Source organism: Bacillus cereus group sp. BfR-BA-01316, assembly GCF_022664195.1.
Lineage (GTDB): Bacteria > Bacillota > Bacilli > Bacillales > Bacillaceae_G > Bacillus_A.
In genome coordinates, this window is sequence record NZ_JAKUGX010000001.1 from 76,002 (window position 1) to 97,002 (window position 21,001).

A 21,001-nucleotide genomic window follows, 5' to 3' on the forward strand; every position below is an offset into this window, starting at 1 on the left:
CATAGACGGATAACTTGAATAATTATTTGATAATGGTTATCATTTAGAGAGTCTTTTAATTTGGAAAAGGGAGGAAAGATATGCTACGTAAATTTTTTTCTTACTATAAACCGTATAAAGGTTTATTCATACTTGATTTTTCCTGTGCAGTTATCGCAGGCCTACTCGAACTTGGTTTCCCGCTTATCGTAAATCAATTTATTGATAAGTTATTACCAGGGCAAAACTGGACGCTTATTTTATGGGCTTGTTTCGGTTTATTCGCAGTTTACGTGTTAAATGCAGGTTTGCAATATGTCGTTACATATTGGGGACATATGCTTGGTATTAACATTGAAACTGATATGAGACAGAAATTATTTGATCACATTCAAAAGCTATCATTCAGATTTTTTGATAATAATAAAACAGGTCATTTAATTTCACGTCTTACAAACGATTTAATGGAAATTGGGGAAATTGCTCACCATGGACCAGAAGATTTATTCATTGCCATTATGACTTTAGTCGGAGCATTTTCATTTATGATGATGATTAACTGGAAGTTAGCACTTCTAACATTCTTCGTAATTCCATTCTTATTATGGTTGGCACTTTACTTCAATAAAAAAATGACAGGTACGTTTAGACGTTTATTCTCAGACGTTGCTGATTTCAATGCATGTATCGAGAACAATGTTGGTGGTATCCGCGTTGTACAAGCATTCGGAAATGAAAAGTTTGAGAAAGAGCAATTTGCTGTAAACAATGCTCGTTTCCGTACAACAAAATTAATGGCGTATAAAATTATGGCGTTAAATTCATCTATTAGTTATATGCTGATGCGTCTTGTAACACTCTTTGTATTAATATGTGGTACATGGTTTGTTCTGCAAGGTGAATTAACGTACGGTGGATTTATTGGATTCGTTTTATTAACGAATATTTTCTTCCGCCCAATTGAAAAAATTAATGCGGTTATTGAAAGTTATCCGAAAGGAATCGCTGGTTTTAAAAGATATGTAGAACTTCTGGAAACAGAGCCGGATATTGTAGATTCTAAAGATGCAATCGAAGTTAAACATGTACACGGTGATATTCAATACAATAACATCACATTCGGATATGAAAATAAAGAGCCGATTTTAAAAGATATTAGTTTGAAAATACATGCAGGTGAAACAGTTGCTTTCGTCGGGCCATCAGGGGCAGGGAAAACAACACTATGTAGTTTATTACCGCGTTTTTATGAACACTCATCTGGATCGATTCAAATTGATGGCATTGATACGAAAGAGATGACGCTATCGTCACTTCGGAAACAAATCGGAATTGTGCAGCAAGATGTTTTCTTGTTCTCAGGAACAATTCGTGAAAATATCGCTTACGGAAACTTAAAAGCTTCAGAAGCTGAAATTTGGCAGGCGGTAAAACGTGCCCAGTTGGAGGACTTAATTTACTCGCAACCAGACGGTTTAGAGACAGTTATTGGTGAGCGTGGTGTGAAACTTTCAGGAGGACAAAAGCAGCGCTTAGCAATTGCCTGTATGTTCTTGAAGAACCCGCCAATTTTAGTTTTAGATGAAGCAACTTCTGCGCTAGATACAGAGACAGAACTTGCTATCCAAAAATCACTTGCAGAACTATCTGTCGGCCGTACAACATTAGTTATCGCTCACAGGCTTGCAACTATTAAAAATGCAGATCGCATCGTCGTTGTAAATAAAGACGGTATTGCAGAACAAGGTTCACATGATGAATTGATTGAGCGGGGCGGAGGGTATAGCCGATTATATGAGGCACAGTTTAGTTCGTAAATATAATTTCTGCTGAATTAGTGCACCATAAGTAAGTGAAAATCTTATATGGGAGGCTATAAAGCATGATTGTAACAACAACTTCTACAATTCAAGGGAAAGAAATTATGGATTATATCGATATCGTCAATGGAGAAGCAATTATGGGGGCGAATATCGTGCGTGACCTTTTCGCTTCTGTCCGCGACGTTGTCGGTGGTCGCTCAGGCGCTTACGAAAGTAAATTAAAAGAAGCGCGCGACATTGCAATGGAAGAGATGAAAACTCTCGCAAGACAAAAAAATGCGAACGCAATTGTTGGTATCGACGTGGACTATGAAGTAGTTCGCGAAGGGATGCTAATGGTTGCTGTGAGCGGGACTGCTGTCCGTATATAGTGAAAAGCCGTGCTGGTGCACGGCTTTTTGTTTTGCTATTAGTGTTGCAGTTGTTGTTTCGAATATTGTTGATAAGTCGATATTCTGTATCGAATCGTTGATATAATTTTATTTCCCGAGGGTATTTTTAAAATTGTTGTTGTACAGTTGTGCTTTTGCGAGTGTTTCCGTATCATTATGGATTTCATTTAGCCCGTTCGCATCCCCAATAATATACCCTTCAAATGATGAACCAACAAAATCAAAGATATATTGAAACTGGGCGATAAGTGGTAATGCCTTCAACTTTGGATTGTCTCCGCCAACGATGACAACGTACATTTTTTTACCTTTCATTTTCTCTTTGAAATGAAGAGATGTATCGCGTAAGCTTTGTGACCAGCGATCAACGAAGTTCTTCATGTGGCCGCTCATTCCGTACCAGTATAGCGGTGTAGCGAAGATAATCGTGTCGTGCTCTAGCATGCGCTCGATTAACTGTTGATAGTCATCATTTACAGGTTGAAATCCTTCTGCATCATGACGTTGGTCTGTAATAGGATGGACGATATGATCACGCAAGTAAATTTGTTCTGTTTCAATTCCATCAATCATCATATGTGTTAGAGTTTCAGTGTTCCCGTTTTGTCTTGAACTGCCGTGTATGACGAACATGTAATCATCCCTTTTCTTTTGCTTGTTTTAGGAGTGAAACGTGTTTTTGCAAATTGGCTTGAATACTAGAGAGCAATTCGATTTGTTTCGTAACTTCACATAGTTTATCTTCGTAAAGTGCAAGAATACTACTGCATGGATTTGCGTATAGATGTGGTTCGATTTCAAGGCAACGCAGCATTCTCGCGGTCTCTTCTAAATTTAAGCCAAGCTGTAAGTACATTTGAATAAGTTCTACTTTTTCGATGGCACTTTCATCAAAATCACGGTAGCCATTTGTGAGGCGTTTCGAAGGGAGTAATCCCTTTTCTTCGTAATGTCTTAGTGACCTTTCGCTAACCCCAGTTTCTTTTGATAACTCCCCAATTCGCACTGCATCTCACTCCTTCTACATGTATTGTAAACCTTCACACTAATGTAAAGGTCAACTCTGCTTTTTCGCAAAAGAATCCACATGATTTAAAAACACTTGAATGGCTTTAGACGGGATGAAATATTTGCCGCGCACGATGGAGAATGGGCGGATTAGCTTTTCGTCCGGAACAGGGACGTGGAATATTTCTTTTGCCAACAGTTCTTTTCGAACAGTCCAATCGGAAAGTATAGCGATGCCAAGCCCGGCAGCGACGGCTTCCTTCACGCTTTGAATACTGCTGAATGTAAAGAAGCGTTTCATTTTTAAATGATGTTGGTGTATAAAGCGATCGCTATAGGCACGTGTGCCAGAACCGCTCTCCCTTAATACCCAGACTTGATCTTGGAGAGTATTTTCATTTATTTCCTCAGTATGGAGCAATGGATGGTTTGGCGGGACGACAAGCTTCATCTCATCTTGCATAAAAGTTTCAACATCTATATCGGTGTATACGACTTGGCCTTCCACTAAGCCGATATCAATTTGATTAGAGCGAATGCTTTGCAAAACTTCTTCTGTATTGGAGATGAATGTATGAACTTCGACGTGTGGGTTTTCATTAGCATAGTGCGCTAATATTTTTGGAAGTAAGTATTCGCCAATTGTAAAGCTAGCACCGATCCGCAGCGTTCCCGTTACGACGTTGTGCAATTCATTAATTTCTTGCTTCGCATCTTCATAAAGTGAGAGCATTTGCTTTGCGTGTATGTATAAAATGTTTCCAGCTTCCGTAACTTGGACGTGCTTTGGGGAGCGCTGAATAAGTGTAGTCCCAAATTCATTTTCCAGGTTGCGAATGTGCATACTAACGCCGGGTTGTGAAAGGTTTAATAGTTCCGCAGCACGCGAAAAATGTTTTTGTTCAACGACAGTAACAAAGATTTTTAAAATGTCGACGTTCATTTGTTAGGCCCCTTTATTTTTGTTTTCATTTTATCATAAGTATTTCTGATGATAGGGATTCAATATTGATATTAAACTTATTATTAAAACTCTCTTATAATGTAACTAGAAAGAACATGCATGTTCCAATACGATTATTGGGGTGGTACAAAGTGGAACAAACACTTGTTATACAAAAGAAGAAGGGCTTTGGATTTTCGCAAGGTATTGGGATTACGTTATTAATCGCAATCGCCGCGAAATATTTAGCAGAGCTTCCATTTTTAAATATTATGGGACAATTAGTAATCGCTATTCTAATCGGGATGGTTTGGCGCGCGGCAATCGGGATTCCTCAAGAAGCGATAGCGGGAACGAACTTTGCGAGTAAGAAGTTGCTACGCTTTGGGATCATCTTACTTGGAATGCGGTTAAATCTTGTAGATATTGCGAAGGCGGGGCCGAAAGTATTAATCATCGCAGCGGTTGTTATTACATTTACAATTTTCGTTGTATATGGACTAACGAAAGTATTTAAAGTAGAAAAGAAACTTGGAATTTTAACGGCGTGCGGAACGGCGATTTGTGGTGCGGCCGCAGTCGTCGCGATTGCACCGCAAGTGAAAGCGAAAGATGAAGAAACGGCAGTTGGGGCAGCGATTATTGCAATTTTAGGTACAATATTTACACTTATTTATACGCTATTATACCCAGTGCTTGGCTTCTCACCCTACGGTTACGGGGTGTTCTCAGGTGCGACATTGCACGAAATCGCTCATGTTATCGCTGCGGCGGCGCCAGGAGGTAGCACGGCTGTAGACATCGCAGTTATTGTGAAATTAACGCGCGTAGCGATGCTTGTGCCAGTAGCGATTTTAATTGGATTATGGTTTGGTAAGAGCGAGGGAAGCAAGGAAAAAAGATCGTGGCGCGACCTTCCAATTCCTTGGTTCATCTTCGGATTTTTAGCAATGAGTGCGGTGCATTCGCTTGGGGTTATCCCAGAAGTTGTTGCCGGATACATTGTAGTAATTGCGTACATGCTTATTGCAATGGCGATGGCAGGGCTAGGTTTAAATGTAGAGTTTAAAACGTTCCGCAAATTAGGAAGTAGGGCATTCGTGGCAGGGCTAATTGGCTCGGTTTGCCTTTCGGTACTTGGATACATTCTTGTATATGCATTAGGATTTATGTAGTAGCAAAGAGGCATCTTATGGATGTCTCTTTTTTTACCTTTTTTTGTAAAGATATCTTCACTTGTATTTGGAAAATATTTATAATTATAGTAAAGATATCTTTACTTTCGAAGGTGGATCCTATGGGTGTGAAAAATAAAATTAAGGAATTACGAAAACAACATCATATAACGCAAATTGAAATGGCAAAGGCGATGCAAGTGACGCGGCAGACAATCGTGGCGATTGAGAACCACCACTATAACCCGAGTCTAGAGTTATCCCTAAAAATCGCCAAATATTTTGGAATGAAGGTAGAAGAAATATTTACGCTGGAGTAAGGGGAGAGAAAATGAACGATACTAAAAAGTTGTATATCGCTACTGTCTTAGGATTATGTGGAGGGGACGTTTTAGTTCGTATTATGGATCCATCCATACCGATGTTATCGCTAATAGTTAGTAACATTTTAGCAATTCTACTTTTAACAGTGTATACGTATTATAAAAAACATAAGTACAAAAAAGAAGAACTGCCAGAGATAGATGAGCGAGTAAATGAAAATATAAAAAAGTATGTAAATGTCTCATTTATATTCGCATTTATCCTTCTCATTGTTTACATTGGTGCGAGCAAAGTCGTAGGCAGAGATGTCATACCTACGCCAGAAATATTCACTGTATGTAGTTTCTTATTTGCTGGTAGTCTCATCATAGAAGTAATGGTGGGAAAACGAGCATAGCGATAGGAGGAATGAAAATGCAAGATGAGTTTGAGAGATTTCAATCAGATAAAGCGTTTAAATATGTAGGGTTATTTTTCGTGATTAGTTTGGCTATATGGAGTCTGTACAATTTAATTGTTTACGGAAGTGCTGGAACACCTTTTGTTCTATTTGTTGCGGGACAGTTTGTATATTACGGTGTGAATTATTGGCCCAAGTGGAAATTTAGAAATAAGAAAGAGGCCGATAATGCATGAATAAGCAAGAAGTTATGAGGTTTATAGGAAGCTTATCTTTAGCGGGGCTTATTTTAAATACAAGTTTAGTCATTTTAAATATTTCGTGGGAAGCGATATTGATTTCAAATGTAGCCCTTATTAGTTTATACGCTGTGTCTGAGTATAAGGAGCGAAAGCGATGGAAAGAAGAAGGCGTACCTGCATTAGATGAGAGAATCATGAAAAAAATGCAGCAATATTTTATGGTTTGTATGGTAGGTTTCTTTCTGTTTTTTATCGTGTATCTTTGTATGAATAAATATTTAGATAAACAACTTGTAAATGTGAATGAACTATTATATGTAGTTATTTTTGGTTTATTAATTAGTATGGCGTCAACGAGTGTATTAGCAACAAAGACTAGTAAATAGATAGATAAAGGGGAAGCGGAATGGGATTACCGATATTATGCGTTGCTACAGCTATATTTGCTTTATTTTGGGGAATACAAAATTATTCTCGTAATCCAGTGCCAAGTGTATGTATTATATTTGGCACTGTAGGCTATCGTACTATTTGTTAATTTCAGCGTATTATCATAAAACAGCAGTGGGTGTTGTTGTTGTTGTTGTTGTTGTTGTTGGAGCGATTATATTATCGTGTGGGCGTGCTATACAAAAGGTGTTATTTCCATAAAGGCTGTTTATACAAAAAGGTATAAACAGCTTTTTGTATTTTTTTTACAAACTACTTGAAAGTTACGTTACGTCACCTTTTATAATGAAGAAGAAGAGGTGATGGAGTTGATTTCAATTCAAGAACTAACGAGGGAAACAGGGGTTACAGTAAGGACGTTACGTTATTATGATCAAATCGATTTATTAAAGCCGAGTAGGAAAACGGATGGAGGACATCGGTTATATAGCGAGAGAGATGTTGTTCGTTTGCAGCAAATTTTATTTTTAAAAGAAATGGGTTTTTCATTAAAAGAGATTACGAATATGTTAGTAAAAGGTGAACTTAACTTAAAAGACTCGCTTGAAAAGCAACTTAGATTTGTACAGGAAGAACAAAAGAAATTCAATCGAATGGAACGTGTTTTACAAGCCGTTGTTTATTCGGTAGATGTGGAGGAAGAACTGGATTGGAAAGTTATGTTTGAACTCATTCAGCTTTCGAAGCAGTCTCCTCGTATACGTGAAATATTCCAAAATGAACTGTTTTCAAAGGAAGAGCAAGATTTACTTCATAATTTACCAAATATGAGTGAGGAAGATCCGAATGTATTAGAGTGGGTAAATTTATTAAAACAATTACGTAACTTTATGAAAGACGGTAAGGAAGCAACAAATGATGAAGTACAAGGGGCAACGAAGAAATTAATGCTGAAGTGTTTAGAGATGGCAAATGGTGATGAAGCATTTTTAGATAAATTGTGGGAAGTGAGAAAGTCAAAAGAAGATTCACAGAAAATGAGTATGTATCCAATTGAGGAAGAGCTTCTATTATATATGGATGAGGCTTTTCGTATATATGACGAAAGGGAGAGGGATAAATGAGTATACTCGCAGAATATCGTTGGTATTTTTTAATTGGGGCAGAGATTGTATTTTGGTTATCGGCTATCGGATTCTTTTTACTAAGGTATGGATTTCGCTTGAAAAAGGCGAGTTTTATTATGGGGATTGTGCTACTCGTAAATGAAGTGTTTATTTTAACTTTAGGAGTAGTGGACTACTATCAAACAGGGAAGTTCTCTAATTTTCAAATCATTACTGTAATTATATTATTGTATGCTGTCTTTTACGGGAAAAAGGATTTGAAGAAGCTAGATATATATGTACAAAAACTAGTTGCGAAGTGGCGGAATGAACCGGCGCCTATTATCGAAGAACCACTTGAAGTAACAGGTAGGGCGCATGCGAAGCAGGAAATGAAAAATTGGGTTTTACATCTTATTTTGTTTGTTGCTGTTCATATATTCTTTTTCTTCATGTATGGGCTTATTCCAGTAGAACAGTGGGGGAATTGGTTAGAGTCAGGAATCGTTTTAAATAAAGCAGCAAGCCGTGTAAGCCAAGTGTGGGCTATTATTCTTTTAGCGGATACTGCAATTTCATTTTCATATGTGATTTTTCCGAAGAAGGAGAAAGGTAAAAGAGAGACTACTTTCATAAGATGAGAGTAGTTTTTTCTTGATAAAAGGTTCGGTAAAAGAGAGTATAGAACTTTTTAATTGTGTATACAAATAGTTTGAATAGGAGAGGATGACAATAGGAAAAAGAGCGAGTTTCATATGTGTTTTCTTCTTCAGTTTAGTAGCATGTTCACAATCTAGCAGTACAGTTGATGAGAAGGATGATATCGTTGCGAAAAGGACAGGAATTTCTAATCTATACAAATTTGAAAAGTTCGTTTTGAACGTTGAACAAGGAAAAGTTGATGAAATAAGGATTGTAAATTATACACATGAAGGCGATCCAATCTTTCAAACGTTAGAACATAGTGGAAAAGAGATACGTCATATTTTAGATAATAGACGAGATGAATTCGCAGGTGATAATAAAGGTGTTCAGTCTGATAGTTGTAAAAGAATAGTCAAAGAAGTTCGTGAAGTGGATATAAGGTATAGGTTGATAGATTGTATGAATGAAGACGGACGAAATGGATATGATTTGTTAGATGTGCCATTAAAATAAATTAGAGAGAGGAAGGGAGTGTTTACTCCTTCCTTTTTTATGTATATATTGTCGAAAATTTTACCGAATATCTGTTCGTTTTTTTAGGTTTTTTATAGGCATTCGTGTTAAAATAATAATACAGATTTTTTATGAGGAGGTCGGATTTCACTTGGAACATCAATTTGAAATTATCTCAGAGTATTCCCCGCAAGGTGATCAGCCGGGAGCGATAGAGAAGCTTGTAGAGGGAATTAATAGTGGAAAGAAAAAGCAAGTGTTGCTTGGAGCAACAGGAACGGGTAAGACATTTACGATTTCAAATGTCATTAAAGAGGTGCAGAAGCCAACACTTGTAATGGCTCATAATAAAACGTTAGCAGGACAGTTATATAGTGAGCTGAAAGATTTTTTTCCTAACAATTCTGTGGAGTATTTTGTTAGTTATTACGATTATTATCAGCCGGAAGCGTACGTACCACATACGGATACGTTTATTGAAAAAGATGCGCAAATTAACGATGAAATTGATAAATTACGCCACTCGGCAACGTCTTCCTTATTTGAACGAGATGATGTTATTATCGTTGCGAGTGTGTCGTGCATATACGGTTTAGGTTCTCCGGAAGAATACCGCGAGTTAGTTGTTTCACTTCGGGTTGGTATGGAAAAGGACCGTAATCAATTGCTTCGTGAACTTGTTGATGTACAGTATGGCCGTAATGATATTGATTTCAAGCGTGGTACATTCCGTGTGCGCGGAGATGTAGTTGAAATCTTCCCCGCATCCCTTGACGAGCATTGTATTCGAATTGAATTTTTCGGGGATGAAATAGATCGTATTCGAGAAGTAAATGCATTAACGGGTGAAGTATTAGCAGAACGTGATCATGTAGCAATCTTCCCGGCATCTCACTTCGTTACACGTGAAGAAAAGTTGAAGGTCGCCATTGAAAATATAGAAAAAGAATTAGAAGCGCGTTTAAAAGAATTAAATGATAATGGTAAATTGTTAGAAGCGCAGCGTATAGAGCAGCGAACACGTTATGATTTAGAAATGATGCGTGAGATGGGTTTTTGTTCAGGGATTGAAAACTATTCCCGTCATTTAACACTTCGTCCAGCAGGTTCAACACCATATACACTTTTGGACTATTTTCCAGAGGATTTCTTAATTGTTATGGATGAGTCGCACGTATCGGTTCCGCAAGTAAGAGCGATGTATAACGGGGACCAAGCACGTAAGCAAGTGCTTGTGGAGCATGGATTCCGTCTGCCATCAGCTTTAGATAATAGACCGCTCACGTTTGATGAGTTTGAAGAGAAAACGAATCAAGTTATTTACGTTTCGGCAACGCCAGGACCGTACGAGTTAGAGCAGTCACCGGAAGTAGTAGAACAAATTATTCGTCCAACAGGGCTTTTAGATCCACCAATTGATATACGACCAATTGAAGGACAAATAGATGATCTATTAGGAGAAATCCATGACCGGATTGCGAAAAATGAACGTGTATTAATTACGACTTTAACGAAAAAAATGTCAGAGGATTTAACAGATTACTTAAAAGATGTAGGAATTAAAGTGAACTATCTTCACTCTGAAATTAAAACGTTAGAACGTATTGAAATTATTCGTGACCTTCGCCTAGGTAAGTTTGATGTACTTGTCGGTATTAACTTATTACGAGAAGGATTAGATATTCCGGAAGTATCACTTGTAGCTATTTTAGATGCTGATAAGGAAGGATTCCTGCGTTCAGAGCGTTCATTAATTCAAACAATTGGTCGTGCGGCACGTAATGAAAACGGCCGCGTTATTATGTACGCAGATCGCATAACGAGATCAATGGGAATTGCGATTGAAGAAACGCAGCGTCGTCGCCAGTTGCAAGAAGCTTACAATAAAGAGCATGGTATTACGCCGAAGACGATTCAAAAAGGAGTACGTGACGCTATTCGTGCGACAACAGCAGCTGAGGATACGGAAACATATGAAGCAGCACCAGCTAAGAAGATGACGAAAAAAGAACGTGAAAATACAATTGCGAAGATGGAAGCAGAGATGAAGGAAGCAGCAAAAGCGTTAGATTTCGAGCGTGCAGCTGAATTAAGAGATTTACTACTAGAATTAAAAGCGGAAGGGTGAAAAGAGTGAGTAAAGATTTTATTGTTGTAAAAGGTGCTAGAGCGCATAATTTAAAAAATATTGACGTAACCATTCCGAGAAATCAGCTTGTTGTTGTGACGGGATTGTCTGGTTCAGGGAAATCATCGTTAGCATTCGATACGATTTATGCAGAAGGGCAGCGTAGATACGTGGAATCTTTATCCGCGTATGCACGCCAGTTTTTAGGGCAAATGGATAAGCCGGATGTTGATACGATTGAAGGTTTATCTCCAGCGATTTCAATTGATCAAAAAACGACGAGTCGTAATCCTCGTTCAACGGTTGGAACGGTAACAGAGATTTATGATTATTTACGTTTATTATTCGCGCGAATTGGTACGCCGATTTGTCCGAATCATGGAATTGAAATTACATCACAAACAGTGGAACAGATGGTAGACCGTGTTCTTGAATATCCTGAACGTACGAAGTTGCAAGTGCTAGCGCCTATCGTGTCAGGGCGTAAAGGTACGCATGTGAAAGTATTAGAAGATATTAAGAAGCAAGGTTATGTTCGTGTGCGCGTTGATGGAGAGATGCTGGATGTATCTGAAGAGATTACTTTAGAAAAAAATAAGAAGCATTCAATTGAAGTTGTTATTGACCGTATTGTTGTGAAAGAAGGAATTGCAAGCCGACTTGCAGATTCACTCGAAAGTGCTTTAAAGCTTGGTGGGGGCCGAGTTTTAATCGATGTAATGGGAGAGGAAGAACTTCTATTTAGTGAACATCATGCTTGTCCACATTGTGGTTTTTCAATCGGAGAATTAGAGCCGCGTATGTTCTCGTTCAATAGTCCATTCGGCGCGTGTCCTTCTTGTGACGGACTTGGCTCGAAGTTAGAGGTAGATTTAGAACTTGTTATTCCGAACTGGGATGTATCATTAAATGAACATGCGATTGCTCCTTGGGAACCGACAAGTTCACAATATTACCCGCAATTATTAAAATCTGTGTGTAATCATTACGGCATCGATATGGATATGCTGGTGAAAGATATACCGAAGGATTTATTTGATAAAGTGTTGTACGGAAGCGGGGAAGAGAAGGTTTATTTCCGCTATGTGAATGAATTTGGTCAAGTAAAGGAAAATGAGATTTTATTTGAAGGTGTTATTCCGAATATCGAGCGTCGTTATCGTGAGACGAGTTCTGATTATATTCGTGAGCAAATGGAGAAATATATGGCAGAGCAAGCTTGTCCAAAGTGTAAAGGCGGACGCTTAAAGCCTGAGAGTTTAGCTGTTTTCGTTGGTGATAAAACGATTGCCGATGTAACGAAATATTCTGTTCAAGAAGTACAGGAGTTCTTCTCAACTGTTGAGTTAACGGAGAAACAACAGAAAATTGCTCATTTAATTTTAAGAGAAATTCAGGAGCGCGTTGGGTTCTTAGTGAACGTCGGTTTAGATTATTTAACGTTAAGTCGTGCCGCAGGAACTTTATCCGGTGGTGAGGCGCAGCGTATTCGTTTAGCGACACAAATTGGTTCTCGTCTTACGGGTGTACTTTACATTCTTGATGAGCCTTCTATCGGTTTGCATCAGCGTGATAATGATCGTCTTATTCGTACATTGCAGGAAATGCGTGACTTAGGAAATACGTTAATCGTTGTTGAGCATGATGAAGATACGATGATGGCTGCTGATTATTTACTTGATATCGGACCTGGTGCAGGTATTCATGGTGGTCAAGTTGTATCAGCGGGTACACCAGCTGAAGTTATGCAAGATGATAATTCATTAACAGGGAAATATTTAAGCGGTAAAGAGTTTATTCCGGTACCACTTGAGAGACGTAAAGGTGACGGACGTAAAGTGGAGATTATCGGTGCGAAAGAAAATAACTTAAAGAATGCGAAAATGTCATTCCCTCTAGGAACATTTGTAGCGGTAACAGGCGTATCTGGCTCTGGAAAAAGTACGATAATTAATGAAGTGCTATATAAATCATTAGCTCAAAAGTTATATAAGGCGAAAGCGAAGCCAGGGTCTCATAAAGAAATTAAAGGTCTTGAGCAGTTAGATAAAGTTATTGATATTGATCAATCACCAATCGGGCGTACACCACGTTCCAACCCAGCAACATATACGGGTGTATTTGATGATATTCGTGATGTATTTGCGCAAACGAATGAAGCGAAAGTACGTGGGTATCAAAAAGGGCGCTTCAGCTTTAACGTAAAAGGTGGCCGTTGTGAAGCGTGCCGCGGTGATGGAATTATTAAAATCGAAATGCATTTCTTACCGGACGTGTATGTTCCGTGTGAAGTTTGTCACGGTAAACGTTATAATCGTGAAACGTTAGAAGTGAAATATAAAGATAAGAATATTTCTGAAGTGTTAGGGATGACAATTGAAGATGGAGTAGAGTTCTTTGCTAATATCCCGAAAATTAAGCGTAAACTTCAAACGCTTGTAGATGTAGGGCTTGGCTATATGAAATTAGGGCAACCAGCTACGACGTTATCAGGTGGTGAAGCGCAACGTGTGAAATTAGCTTCTGAATTACACCGTCGTTCTACAGGGCGTACGTTATACATTTTAGATGAGCCAACGACTGGCTTACATGCACATGATATTGCACGTCTTCTAGAAGTGTTGCAGCGTCTTGTTGAGAGTGGCGAGACGGTACTTGTAATTGAGCATAATTTAGATGTTATTAAAACAGCTGATTATATCATTGACCTTGGACCAGAAGGCGGAGACAAAGGCGGACAAATCGTTGCTTCTGGAACGCCAGAACAAGTAGTGAAAGAAGAACGCTCGTACACAGGTAAGTATTTAAAAGAGATTTTAGATCGTGATAAAGCAAGAATGAAAGAGAAAATAAAAGAAGTAGAGTTATCACAATAAGTTGTTAATGAAAACCGAGTGGAAATGACGCTCGGTTTTTGTTTTATAGGGGGAGAAAATGGAGTTTGTAGAGGGATTAAGGAAGAAAAATATGAGGGTTAGAGAGTTTCAAAAGTGGGGCGTATATTTTCGGAAGCGCTGGGAAGATCGTTTTGCAAATCATTTAAGCGATGAAGAAAAAGAAGACATTTTTTTTATGGAGATAAGTATGCATGTGGTTATCTTTGGCACATATTTAGTTATGAGAAAAAGAAGTGTTCAGTAGGGACAGAAGCAGAGGGTGCGTTTCATAATGAAGTGAAAAAGGATTGTTATGTATTTTATCAACATTGTGATGAAGTACTGTTAATAAAGGATGCGAGTTTATTACATATGGATGATATATTACGGGAGACAGACGATGCGTATAAAGGTGATATCTATATTGTAGATAAAGATTTTACTTGGACCTTTGTGAAAACTCATGAACATAGATGGTGCGGACCGTATTTCGCAAGGGAAAACTGGTAAGCTACGTTAGTAGGTATACAAGCATGAAGAATAGAATAAGTTGGTATAAGTATTTGTATGATACTTGCGTTTATTATCTATTAGCGTATGATGAAATATATATGTTAAAAGGATGTGTAAGGAAATGAGATGGATTGTATCACTTCTTGTAAATAGCGTTGTGTTAATCGCTGTATCCGGACTTTTAAAAGGGGTTGCACCAGACGCATTTTACATAGCAAATATACAAACTGCAATTATTGCGAGTATTATATTGGCAATTTTAAACGTATTTGTAAAGCCACTTTTAATTTTAATTACGCTACCGATTACTCTTGTAACTTTCGGTTTCTTCTTAATTGTTATTAATGCGATTACGTTAAAGATGACGGATTCATTATTAGGGGACGCCTTTAATATATCTGGATTTGGTGTAGCGATTGTTGCGGCAATTTGTATTTCGATTTTTAATATGATAATTGAAAAAGTAATTGTTGAACCATTACATGAAAAAAAGAGAAAATGACAAAAAGAAAAACATTTCATGATTCATATGAAATGTTTTTTTCTATTTATTAGAAACCGTGTTTCTTGTTTCCAGAAAAAAATGGTACAATATCCGATAGAATGGAATTTTACATCAAATGAGACTGAATCCGCAGCGGAGTGGAGGTTTATACATATGCCGAAAGTAAGGACAAAAGATTTAATTGAACAATTTCAATTGGAGTTAGTAAGTGGTGAAGAAGGGATTCATCGTCCGATTGATACGAGTGATTTATCGCGACCTGGAATTGAAATGGCAGGGTTTTTTACATATTATCCAGCTGATCGCGTACAGCTTCTTGGAAAAACGGAGCTTACGTTCTTTGATACGTTAACGACAGAGCAAAAGCAAGAGAGAATGAAAGCGCTTTGTACTGAAGAGACGCCTTGTATTATTGTAACTCGTAATCAAGATGTACCGGATGAGTTATTACAAGCATCACGTGAATCAGGTGTGCCTTTATTACGTTCTGCTCAAACGACGACGAGATTATCAAGTCGTTTAACAAATTATTTAGAAGGTAAGTTAGCGCCAACAACAGCTGTTCATGGTGTGTTAGTAGATATTTATGGCGTTGGTGTTTTAATTACAGGCCAAAGTGGTGTCGGGAAAAGTGAGACAGCGCTTGAACTTGTAAAGCGTGGTCACCGTCTAGTTGCGGATGATAGCGTAGAAATTCGTCAAGAAGATGAAGATACATTAGTAGGGAGCTCACCTGATTTAATTGAGCACTTATTAGAAATTCGTGGTCTAGGTATTATTAACGTAATGACGTTATTCGGTGCAGGGGCAGTACGAAATTATAAACGTATTACGCTTGTTATTAATCTTGAAATTTGGGATCAAAAGAAAAATTATGATCGCTTAGGTCTTGATGAAGAGAAGATGAAGATTATTGATACAGAACTTACGAAGATTACACTTCCAGTTCGTCCTGGTCGAAACTTGGCTGTTATTATTGAAGTAGCAGCGATGAACTTCAGATTAAAACGTATGGGAGTCAATGCGGCACAGCAGTTCTCTGAACGATTAATGAGTGCGATTGAGTTAGGAAATCAAGAGTAGACTCTGGAGAGGGAGGTCATATATATGCTGTTAGGTTCTGTACCACAGCTTGACCGTATAGCAGTCCAACTTGGACCGTTCCCTGTTTATTGGTATGGGGTTATTATCGGTACAGGTGTGCTATTAGGTCTTTGGCTAGCAACTCGCGAGGGAGAAAGGCTTGGTATTCACAAAGATACATTTATCGACCTTGTATTAATCGCAGTACCAATTGCCATTCTTTTTGCGAGAATGTATTATGTCATTTTTGAATGGGAATATTATTCGCAAAATCCGAGTCAAATTATTAATATTCGTCAAGGTGGTTTGGCGATTCATGGTGGTTTAATCGGGGCTGTTATTACAGGGATCCTTTTTGCGAAACGACGCGGGCTTTCATTCTGGAAGTTAGCGGATATTGTTGCGCCGAGTATTTTATTAGGACAAGCAATTGGCCGATGGGGAAACTTTATGAACCAAGAGGCGCATGGTGATGAAGTAACGAGACAGTTTTTAGAAGGTCTTCATTTACCGGATTTCATTATTAATCAAATGTACATTGAGGGTGTATATTATCACCCAACGTTTTTATATGAATCATTATGGAACTTTGCAGGTGTTATTTTACTACTCGCGTTACGAAAAGTGAATTTACGCCGTGGTGAATTATTCTTCACATATTTAATTTGGTATTCGGTGGGACGCTTCTTCGTAGAAGGTTTGCGTACAGATAGTTTAATGTTAGGACCACTTCGTATTGCACAAGTAATGTCTATTGGAATTGTTGTTATTTCTATCATTTTCATTATTGCGAGACGAAAAATGGGGCAAGCTGATAAAAGATATTTAGAAAATTAGAGAAAAGTAGCATCTTATATAAGATGCTGCTTCTTTCATATTCAGGTAATGAAAGGATTAAGGACGATGAAAATAAATACAGTGTTATTTGATTTAGATGGAACGTTAATTAATACAAATGAACTTATTATCTCTTCTTTTTTACATACGTTAAATCACTATTATTCTAATCAGTATAAGCGTGAAGATGTATTGCCATTTATCGGTCCATCTTTGCATGACACTTTTAGTAAGATTGATGCAAGCAAGGTTGAAGAGATGATTACATGTTATCGCCAATTTAATCATGAGCATCATGATGAATTAGTGGAAGAATATGAAACTGTATATGAAACGGTTCAAGAATTGAAGAAGCAAGGTTATAAAGTCGGCATCGTTACAACGAAAGCGAGACAGACGGTTGAAATGGGATTAAAGCTTTCAAAACTTGATCAGTTTTTTGATGTTGTCGTGACAATTGATGATGTGGAACATGTGAAACCACATCCAGAACCACTTCAAAAAGCGCTCGAATTATTAGATGCAAAGCCAGAAGAAACATTGATGGTTGGTGATAATCATCATGATATCGTCGGTGGACAAAATGCAGGTACGAAAACAGTAGCGGTTTCATGGACATTGAAAGGTAGAGCGTATTTAGAAGCGTATAAACCAGATTATGTGCTAGATAAAATGAGTGATTTACTACCGATTTTGTCTCGCATTAACGGGTAGTATGATTCCTGCCTGTAAATGCTTGATTGATGAGAGTTAGTAATCAGTGGGGAAAAGAGTTCCTACCGGTTAAAGTTTCACTTTATATAAGTAGAGGAGAGAGTTCAGTGCGACGGACAACGCGCTATCCTGTTTTAGGAGAAAATTCATTGTGGAATGTGTATAAAACAGTTTCTTTTTGGAAGGTAATGAAAAACTTTATTATCATCCAAATCGCACGTTACACGCCATTTTTATCCGTGAAGAATTGGTTATATCGCACGTTTTTACGGATGGAAGTAGGAAAGAAAACGTCGTTTGCACTTATGGTAATGCCAGATATTATGTTTCCAGAAAAGATTACTGTGGGAGACAATTCAATTATCGGCTATAATACAACGCTTTTAGCGCATGAATATTTAATTCATGAGTATCGACTCGGAGAAATCGTCATAGGGAATGGAGTTATGATTGGAGCGAATACGACAGTTTTACCAGGTGTGACGATTGGAGATGGTGCTATCGTTTCTGCAGGCACACTTGTCCATAAAGATGTACCAGGCGGCGCTTTCGTAGGCGGAAATCCGATGCGTATTATTTATACGAAAGAGGAAATGGCCACTAGAGAAGGTTGATGTTAAAAATGTAACATTTCCCTTCTCTTTTTATGAATAAAAAGGAAATAATTGATTATAATATACTGTTTTGTTTTTTACGGAATCGTTTATACTTATAGATAGAAGAATGTGTGAACGAAGAAAACAAAAAACTGGAGGATATATGGGGAAAAATCAAAGAATATATAAGGAGAGCGGACAAGTTATCTCTTTTAATCAGTTAGCGGACTTCTTTTATAAAAAAGGGATGAGGGCTTATAAAGGGCAAAAATTGCAAGATGCAATTAAATATTTTCGAAGAGCGGCAGAAAGCGAGAAGGAGCCGTTTATTTTATGCCAACTAGCAATAGCATTATCTGACTCTGGTGAATATCAAGAGTCGAATCAGATATTTCTAAAGCTTGTTAGATCCAATCCTGAACTTGAGCAATGCTATTATTTTATTGCAAATAATTATGCATATATGGGCTTGTTTCAACAGGCGAAGAAGTATGCAGAGCGATATTTAGAAGTTGCGGAAGAGAAGGAATTTGTAGAAGATACATTAGAATTGCTTGAGATTATGGAAGAAGAAGCAATGGGTGCGGAAGAGATTGAGGATGAAGATGAGCTAATTGTTATGCAAGAAGAAGCGAACCGCTACATTCGTAACGGACAATTAGAAGAGGCGATTGCTACACTAGAAGTTGTTACGAAAGAATATCCAGAATTTTGGTCGGGCCATAATAATTTAGCGATTGCACATTTTCAATCAGGTAATGTGGATCAAGCGCTTAAGTTAACAGAAATGATTTTAGAGAAAAATCCTGGTAATATGCACGCGCTTTGTAATACGCTTATTTTTCTATATTCAATTGGAGAGCATAAGCAAGTAGAGTCATTAGCAGGGCAGTTAGTTTCGGTATATCCAATTTCATTTGAGCATCGTTTGAAACTTGGAACAACGCTTGCAACAATTGGCCATTTTGAACCTGCATATAAATGGTTCAAAGTATTAAAGCGTCAAGGGTACGAAGGAGACGTTAGTTTTTATTACTGGTTTGCATACTCTGCGTATATGGTGAAGGAACAGCAAGTAGCTGAAAAAATGTGGCAACATGTTGTAGAATTGCATCCTGATAAAAAAGGAAAAGAACCGTGGAATGCACTGAATTTAGCAGATGAAGGACAAAATCTTTTATTTGAAGAGTTACGAAAATCATTTCAGCAAAGTACGACGCTAGAAGAGAAAATGCTAGCTTTATATTTAATGAATGAATTGTCAACACCAGAGAAGGTTGGATTCTTCTTTGATGTAACGCAAGCGAAAAATGGTGTTCCAATCGTATCGCAACTTGCAAAATATTTCTTTTTACTTAATAGTCATAAAAGCATCCCAGCTGATTTACAGCAATTTGAACAGTGCGTACGAATCGCGGATGCATTATACAATTATACGAAAAAAGACGATGAATTAATCGAAGAGTGTTTAAATTTTTGGTTTTGTACGTTCATACGTTTATATACATCTGGAGCGACTTTTACAAATGTGTACGGTTGGTCAGCGGCAATTGAATACATTGTGCGCGGCGAACAAAGGAATAAGATGACACAGGCAGAGCTTGGTGATGTATATAATGTATCTGTAGCGACTGTACGAAAGTATGTGCAGGCTGTTAAGCGCACGCACACGTAGGGTAGGCAAATCATTGGGAAAAAAATGATGCTAACAGTATAATGAGGGTAACTTAATGTGTATGAATGAATGGGAGTGAATAGTGTGTCAGAAGAAAAAATTTATGATGTCATTATTATTGGTGCAGGACCAGCTGGTATGACAGCTGCGGTATATACATCTCGTGCGAATTTAAGCACACTGATGCTTGAGCGTGGTATTCCAGGTGGACAAATGGCAAATACAGAAGATGTAGAGAACTATCCAGGTTATGAGTCTATTTTAGGACCAGACTTATCAAATAAAATGTTTGAGCATGCGAAGAAATTTGGTGCTGAATATGCATACGGTGATGTGAAAGAAATCATCGATGGTAAAGAGTACAAAACAATTATTGCTGGTAAAAAAGAATATAAAGCACGTGCAATTATCGTTGCAAGCGGTGCAGAGTATAAAAAAATTGGTGTGCCAGGTGAAACAGAACTTGGCGGCCGCGGTGTATCATATTGTGCAGTATGTGATGGTGCATTCTTTAAAGGGAAAGAACTTGTTGTTATTGGCGGCGGAGATTCTGCTGTTGAAGAGGGTGTGTTCTTAACACGCTTCGCATCAAAAGTAACAATCGTTCACCGTCGTGACACTCTTCGTGCACAGAAAATTTTACAAGATCGTGCTTTCCAAAATGAGAAAGTAGATTTCATTTGGAATCACACTATAAAAGAAATTAACGATGCAAATGGTAAAGTAGGAAGCGTAACACTTGTAGATGTAAACAGTGGAGAAGAACAAGAAGTTAAAACTGACGGCGTTTTCATATACATCGGTATGTTACCACTATCAAAACCGTTTGTTGAGCTAGGTATTACAAATGAAAATGGTTATGTTGAAACGAACGAGCGTATGGAAACGAAAGTTCCTGGTATTTTCGCAGCTGGTGATGTCCGTGAAAAAATGCTTCGTCAAATTGTAACTGCAACAGGCGATGGTAGTATTGCAGCACAGAGTGCACAGCACTACGTAGAAGAGTTATTAGAAGAATTAAAAACTGTAAAAGAAAAATAAGGGGATTTTTCCTTTTGAGAAGAAAGCTACCGGTAGGTGGCTTTCTTTTTTGTTCAAATGTCAAACTTTTGTCAAAAATAATTAAGAATATAA

General features: G+C 37.8%; 22 protein-coding genes and 2 pseudogenes. 21 read left to right on the forward strand and 3 right to left on the reverse strand.

The annotated features are described in order from the left end of the window. The first annotated feature begins 80 nt into the window (after positions 1-80). Positions 81-1,796 carry an ABC transporter ATP-binding protein gene (locus MR071_RS00340; protein WP_242234573.1) on the forward strand — a complete coding sequence of 572 codons (1,716 nt, stop codon included), beginning with the start codon at positions 81-83 and terminating at the stop codon, positions 1,794-1,796. 65 nt (positions 1,797-1,861) lie between these two features. Further along, a complete protein-coding gene (locus MR071_RS00345) occupies positions 1,862-2,173 on the forward strand; it encodes a YbjQ family protein (RefSeq protein WP_105585619.1) in 312 nt (103 codons plus the stop codon). Positions 2,174-2,281: 108 nt separating this feature from the next. Here MR071_RS00345 and MR071_RS00350 read toward each other — a convergent pair whose 3' ends face one another. From MR071_RS00350 to MR071_RS00360, 3 genes are read right to left on the reverse strand one after another with little or no spacing between them, the layout of a single operon-like run. After that, positions 2,282-2,827, reverse strand: coding sequence for a flavodoxin family protein (locus tag MR071_RS00350; protein WP_105585618.1), 546 nt, complete (start codon positions 2,825-2,827; stop codon positions 2,282-2,284). Between the two features lie 4 nt (positions 2,828-2,831). Continuing rightward, positions 2,832-3,200: a MerR family transcriptional regulator gene (locus MR071_RS00355; RefSeq protein ID WP_242234575.1), complete on the reverse strand. Its 369-nt coding sequence runs from the start codon at positions 3,198-3,200 to the stop codon at positions 2,832-2,834. A gap of 51 nt (positions 3,201-3,251) precedes the next feature. Further along, positions 3,252-4,145 (reverse strand): LysR family transcriptional regulator, encoded by an 894-nt coding sequence (locus MR071_RS00360; RefSeq protein WP_105585616.1) that lies wholly within the window; start codon positions 4,143-4,145, stop codon positions 3,252-3,254. A 152-nt stretch (positions 4,146-4,297) separates the two neighbouring features. Between MR071_RS00360 and MR071_RS00365 the strand changes: the two genes are divergently transcribed. From MR071_RS00365 to trxB, 19 genes and pseudogenes are all read left to right on the forward strand, one after another. Then, the gene (locus MR071_RS00365) at positions 4,298-5,320 is read left to right on the forward strand and encodes a YeiH family protein (protein WP_142395822.1); all 1,023 of its coding nucleotides are present in this window, start codon (positions 4,298-4,300) and stop codon (positions 5,318-5,320) included. Between the two features lie 122 nt (positions 5,321-5,442). Beyond that, on the forward strand, positions 5,443-5,640 hold the full coding sequence (locus MR071_RS00370) for a helix-turn-helix transcriptional regulator (RefSeq protein WP_002016109.1): 198 nt from the start codon (positions 5,443-5,445) through the stop codon (positions 5,638-5,640). An 11-nt stretch (positions 5,641-5,651) separates the two neighbouring features. After that, positions 5,652-6,041, forward strand: a complete 390-nt coding sequence (locus MR071_RS00375) for a hypothetical protein (protein ID WP_105585615.1) — start codon at positions 5,652-5,654, stop codon at positions 6,039-6,041. A 17-nt stretch (positions 6,042-6,058) separates the two neighbouring features. Then, positions 6,059-6,280 (forward strand): hypothetical protein, encoded by a 222-nt coding sequence (locus MR071_RS00380; RefSeq protein WP_105585614.1) that lies wholly within the window; start codon positions 6,059-6,061, stop codon positions 6,278-6,280. Then, positions 6,277-6,672: an ATPase gene (locus tag MR071_RS00385; protein WP_105585613.1), complete on the forward strand. Its 396-nt coding sequence runs from the start codon at positions 6,277-6,279 to the stop codon at positions 6,670-6,672. Before MR071_RS00380 ends, MR071_RS00385 begins: the two co-directional genes overlap by 4 nt. A gap of 20 nt (positions 6,673-6,692) precedes the next feature. Beyond that, a pseudogene (locus MR071_RS00390) lies at positions 6,693-6,937 on the forward strand (hypothetical protein). Positions 6,938-7,038: 101 nt separating this feature from the next. Further along, complete coding sequence (locus MR071_RS00395; protein WP_142395821.1) at positions 7,039-7,800, forward strand: MerR family transcriptional regulator; 762 nt, start codon at positions 7,039-7,041, stop codon at positions 7,798-7,800. Beyond that, positions 7,797-8,423: a hypothetical protein gene (locus tag MR071_RS00400; RefSeq protein ID WP_105585610.1), complete on the forward strand. Its 627-nt coding sequence runs from the start codon at positions 7,797-7,799 to the stop codon at positions 8,421-8,423. The genes MR071_RS00395 and MR071_RS00400 overlap by 4 nt, the downstream gene beginning before the upstream one ends. Positions 8,424-8,508: 85 nt before the next feature. Further along, positions 8,509-8,940 carry a DUF4362 domain-containing protein gene (locus MR071_RS00405; RefSeq protein WP_105585609.1) on the forward strand — a complete coding sequence of 144 codons (432 nt, stop codon included), beginning with the start codon at positions 8,509-8,511 and terminating at the stop codon, positions 8,938-8,940. 151 nt (positions 8,941-9,091) lie between these two features. Further along, positions 9,092-11,068, forward strand: coding sequence for an excinuclease ABC subunit B (gene uvrB / locus MR071_RS00410; protein WP_105585608.1), 1,977 nt, complete (start codon positions 9,092-9,094; stop codon positions 11,066-11,068). Between the two features lie 5 nt (positions 11,069-11,073). After that, positions 11,074-13,944, forward strand: a complete 2,871-nt coding sequence (gene uvrA, locus MR071_RS00415; RefSeq protein WP_105585607.1) for an excinuclease ABC subunit UvrA — start codon at positions 11,074-11,076, stop codon at positions 13,942-13,944. Positions 13,945-14,002: 58 nt separating this feature from the next. Beyond that, positions 14,003-14,454, forward strand: a pseudogene (locus tag MR071_RS00420) (DUF4275 family protein). A gap of 124 nt (positions 14,455-14,578) precedes the next feature. Beyond that, positions 14,579-14,959, forward strand: a complete 381-nt coding sequence (locus MR071_RS00425) for a phage holin family protein (protein WP_002089574.1) — start codon at positions 14,579-14,581, stop codon at positions 14,957-14,959. 156 nt (positions 14,960-15,115) lie between these two features. After that, positions 15,116-16,045 (forward strand): HPr(Ser) kinase/phosphatase, encoded by a 930-nt coding sequence (gene hprK, locus MR071_RS00430; RefSeq protein ID WP_002016091.1) that lies wholly within the window; start codon positions 15,116-15,118, stop codon positions 16,043-16,045. A gap of 24 nt (positions 16,046-16,069) precedes the next feature. Beyond that, positions 16,070-16,882, forward strand: coding sequence for a prolipoprotein diacylglyceryl transferase (gene lgt / locus MR071_RS00435; RefSeq protein ID WP_242234577.1), 813 nt, complete (start codon positions 16,070-16,072; stop codon positions 16,880-16,882). Between the two features lie 66 nt (positions 16,883-16,948). Beyond that, positions 16,949-17,596 carry a pyrophosphatase PpaX gene (gene ppaX / locus MR071_RS00440; protein WP_105585605.1) on the forward strand — a complete coding sequence of 216 codons (648 nt, stop codon included), beginning with the start codon at positions 16,949-16,951 and terminating at the stop codon, positions 17,594-17,596. Between the two features lie 107 nt (positions 17,597-17,703). Beyond that, on the forward strand, positions 17,704-18,210 hold the full coding sequence (locus MR071_RS00445; RefSeq protein ID WP_105585604.1) for an acyltransferase: 507 nt from the start codon (positions 17,704-17,706) through the stop codon (positions 18,208-18,210). A 145-nt stretch (positions 18,211-18,355) separates the two neighbouring features. After that, positions 18,356-19,867, forward strand: coding sequence for a tetratricopeptide repeat protein (locus tag MR071_RS00450; protein ID WP_242234579.1), 1,512 nt, complete (start codon positions 18,356-18,358; stop codon positions 19,865-19,867). Between the two features lie 84 nt (positions 19,868-19,951). Beyond that, positions 19,952-20,908 carry a thioredoxin-disulfide reductase gene (trxB, locus tag MR071_RS00455; RefSeq protein ID WP_242234582.1) on the forward strand — a complete coding sequence of 319 codons (957 nt, stop codon included), beginning with the start codon at positions 19,952-19,954 and terminating at the stop codon, positions 20,906-20,908. Positions 20,909-21,001 lie beyond the last annotated feature (93 nt).

What these genes read in the sequence shown, in the direction of transcription:
- MR071_RS00385 (WP_105585613.1), top strand. Translation starts at nt 6,277, where the DNA reads ATGAATAAGCAAGAAGTTATGAGGTTTATAGGAAGCTTATCTTTAGCG.
- ppaX (WP_105585605.1), top strand. Translation starts at nt 16,949, where the DNA reads ATGAAAATAAATACAGTGTTATTTGATTTAGATGGAACGTTAATTAAT.
- MR071_RS00380 (WP_105585614.1), top strand. Translation starts at nt 6,059, where the DNA reads ATGCAAGATGAGTTTGAGAGATTTCAATCAGATAAAGCGTTTAAATAT.
- MR071_RS00340 (WP_242234573.1), top strand. Translation starts at nt 81, where the DNA reads ATGCTACGTAAATTTTTTTCTTACTATAAACCGTATAAAGGTTTATTC.
- MR071_RS00405 (WP_105585609.1), top strand. Translation starts at nt 8,509, where the DNA reads ATGACAATAGGAAAAAGAGCGAGTTTCATATGTGTTTTCTTCTTCAGT.
- hprK (WP_002016091.1), top strand. Translation starts at nt 15,116, where the DNA reads ATGCCGAAAGTAAGGACAAAAGATTTAATTGAACAATTTCAATTGGAG.
- MR071_RS00350 (WP_105585618.1), bottom strand. Translation starts at nt 2,827, where the DNA reads ATGTTCGTCATACACGGCAGTTCAAGACAAAACGGGAACACTGAAACT.
- lgt (WP_242234577.1), top strand. Translation starts at nt 16,070, where the DNA reads ATGCTGTTAGGTTCTGTACCACAGCTTGACCGTATAGCAGTCCAACTT.
- MR071_RS00425 (WP_002089574.1), top strand. Translation starts at nt 14,579, where the DNA reads ATGAGATGGATTGTATCACTTCTTGTAAATAGCGTTGTGTTAATCGCT.
- MR071_RS00450 (WP_242234579.1), top strand. Translation starts at nt 18,356, where the DNA reads ATGGGGAAAAATCAAAGAATATATAAGGAGAGCGGACAAGTTATCTCT.
- MR071_RS00400 (WP_105585610.1), top strand. Translation starts at nt 7,797, where the DNA reads ATGAGTATACTCGCAGAATATCGTTGGTATTTTTTAATTGGGGCAGAG.
- MR071_RS00395 (WP_142395821.1), top strand. Translation starts at nt 7,039, where the DNA reads ATGGAGTTGATTTCAATTCAAGAACTAACGAGGGAAACAGGGGTTACA.
- MR071_RS00370 (WP_002016109.1), top strand. Translation starts at nt 5,443, where the DNA reads ATGGGTGTGAAAAATAAAATTAAGGAATTACGAAAACAACATCATATA.
- MR071_RS00360 (WP_105585616.1), bottom strand. Translation starts at nt 4,145, where the DNA reads ATGAACGTCGACATTTTAAAAATCTTTGTTACTGTCGTTGAACAAAAA.
- MR071_RS00345 (WP_105585619.1), top strand. Translation starts at nt 1,862, where the DNA reads ATGATTGTAACAACAACTTCTACAATTCAAGGGAAAGAAATTATGGAT.
- MR071_RS00375 (WP_105585615.1), top strand. Translation starts at nt 5,652, where the DNA reads ATGAACGATACTAAAAAGTTGTATATCGCTACTGTCTTAGGATTATGT.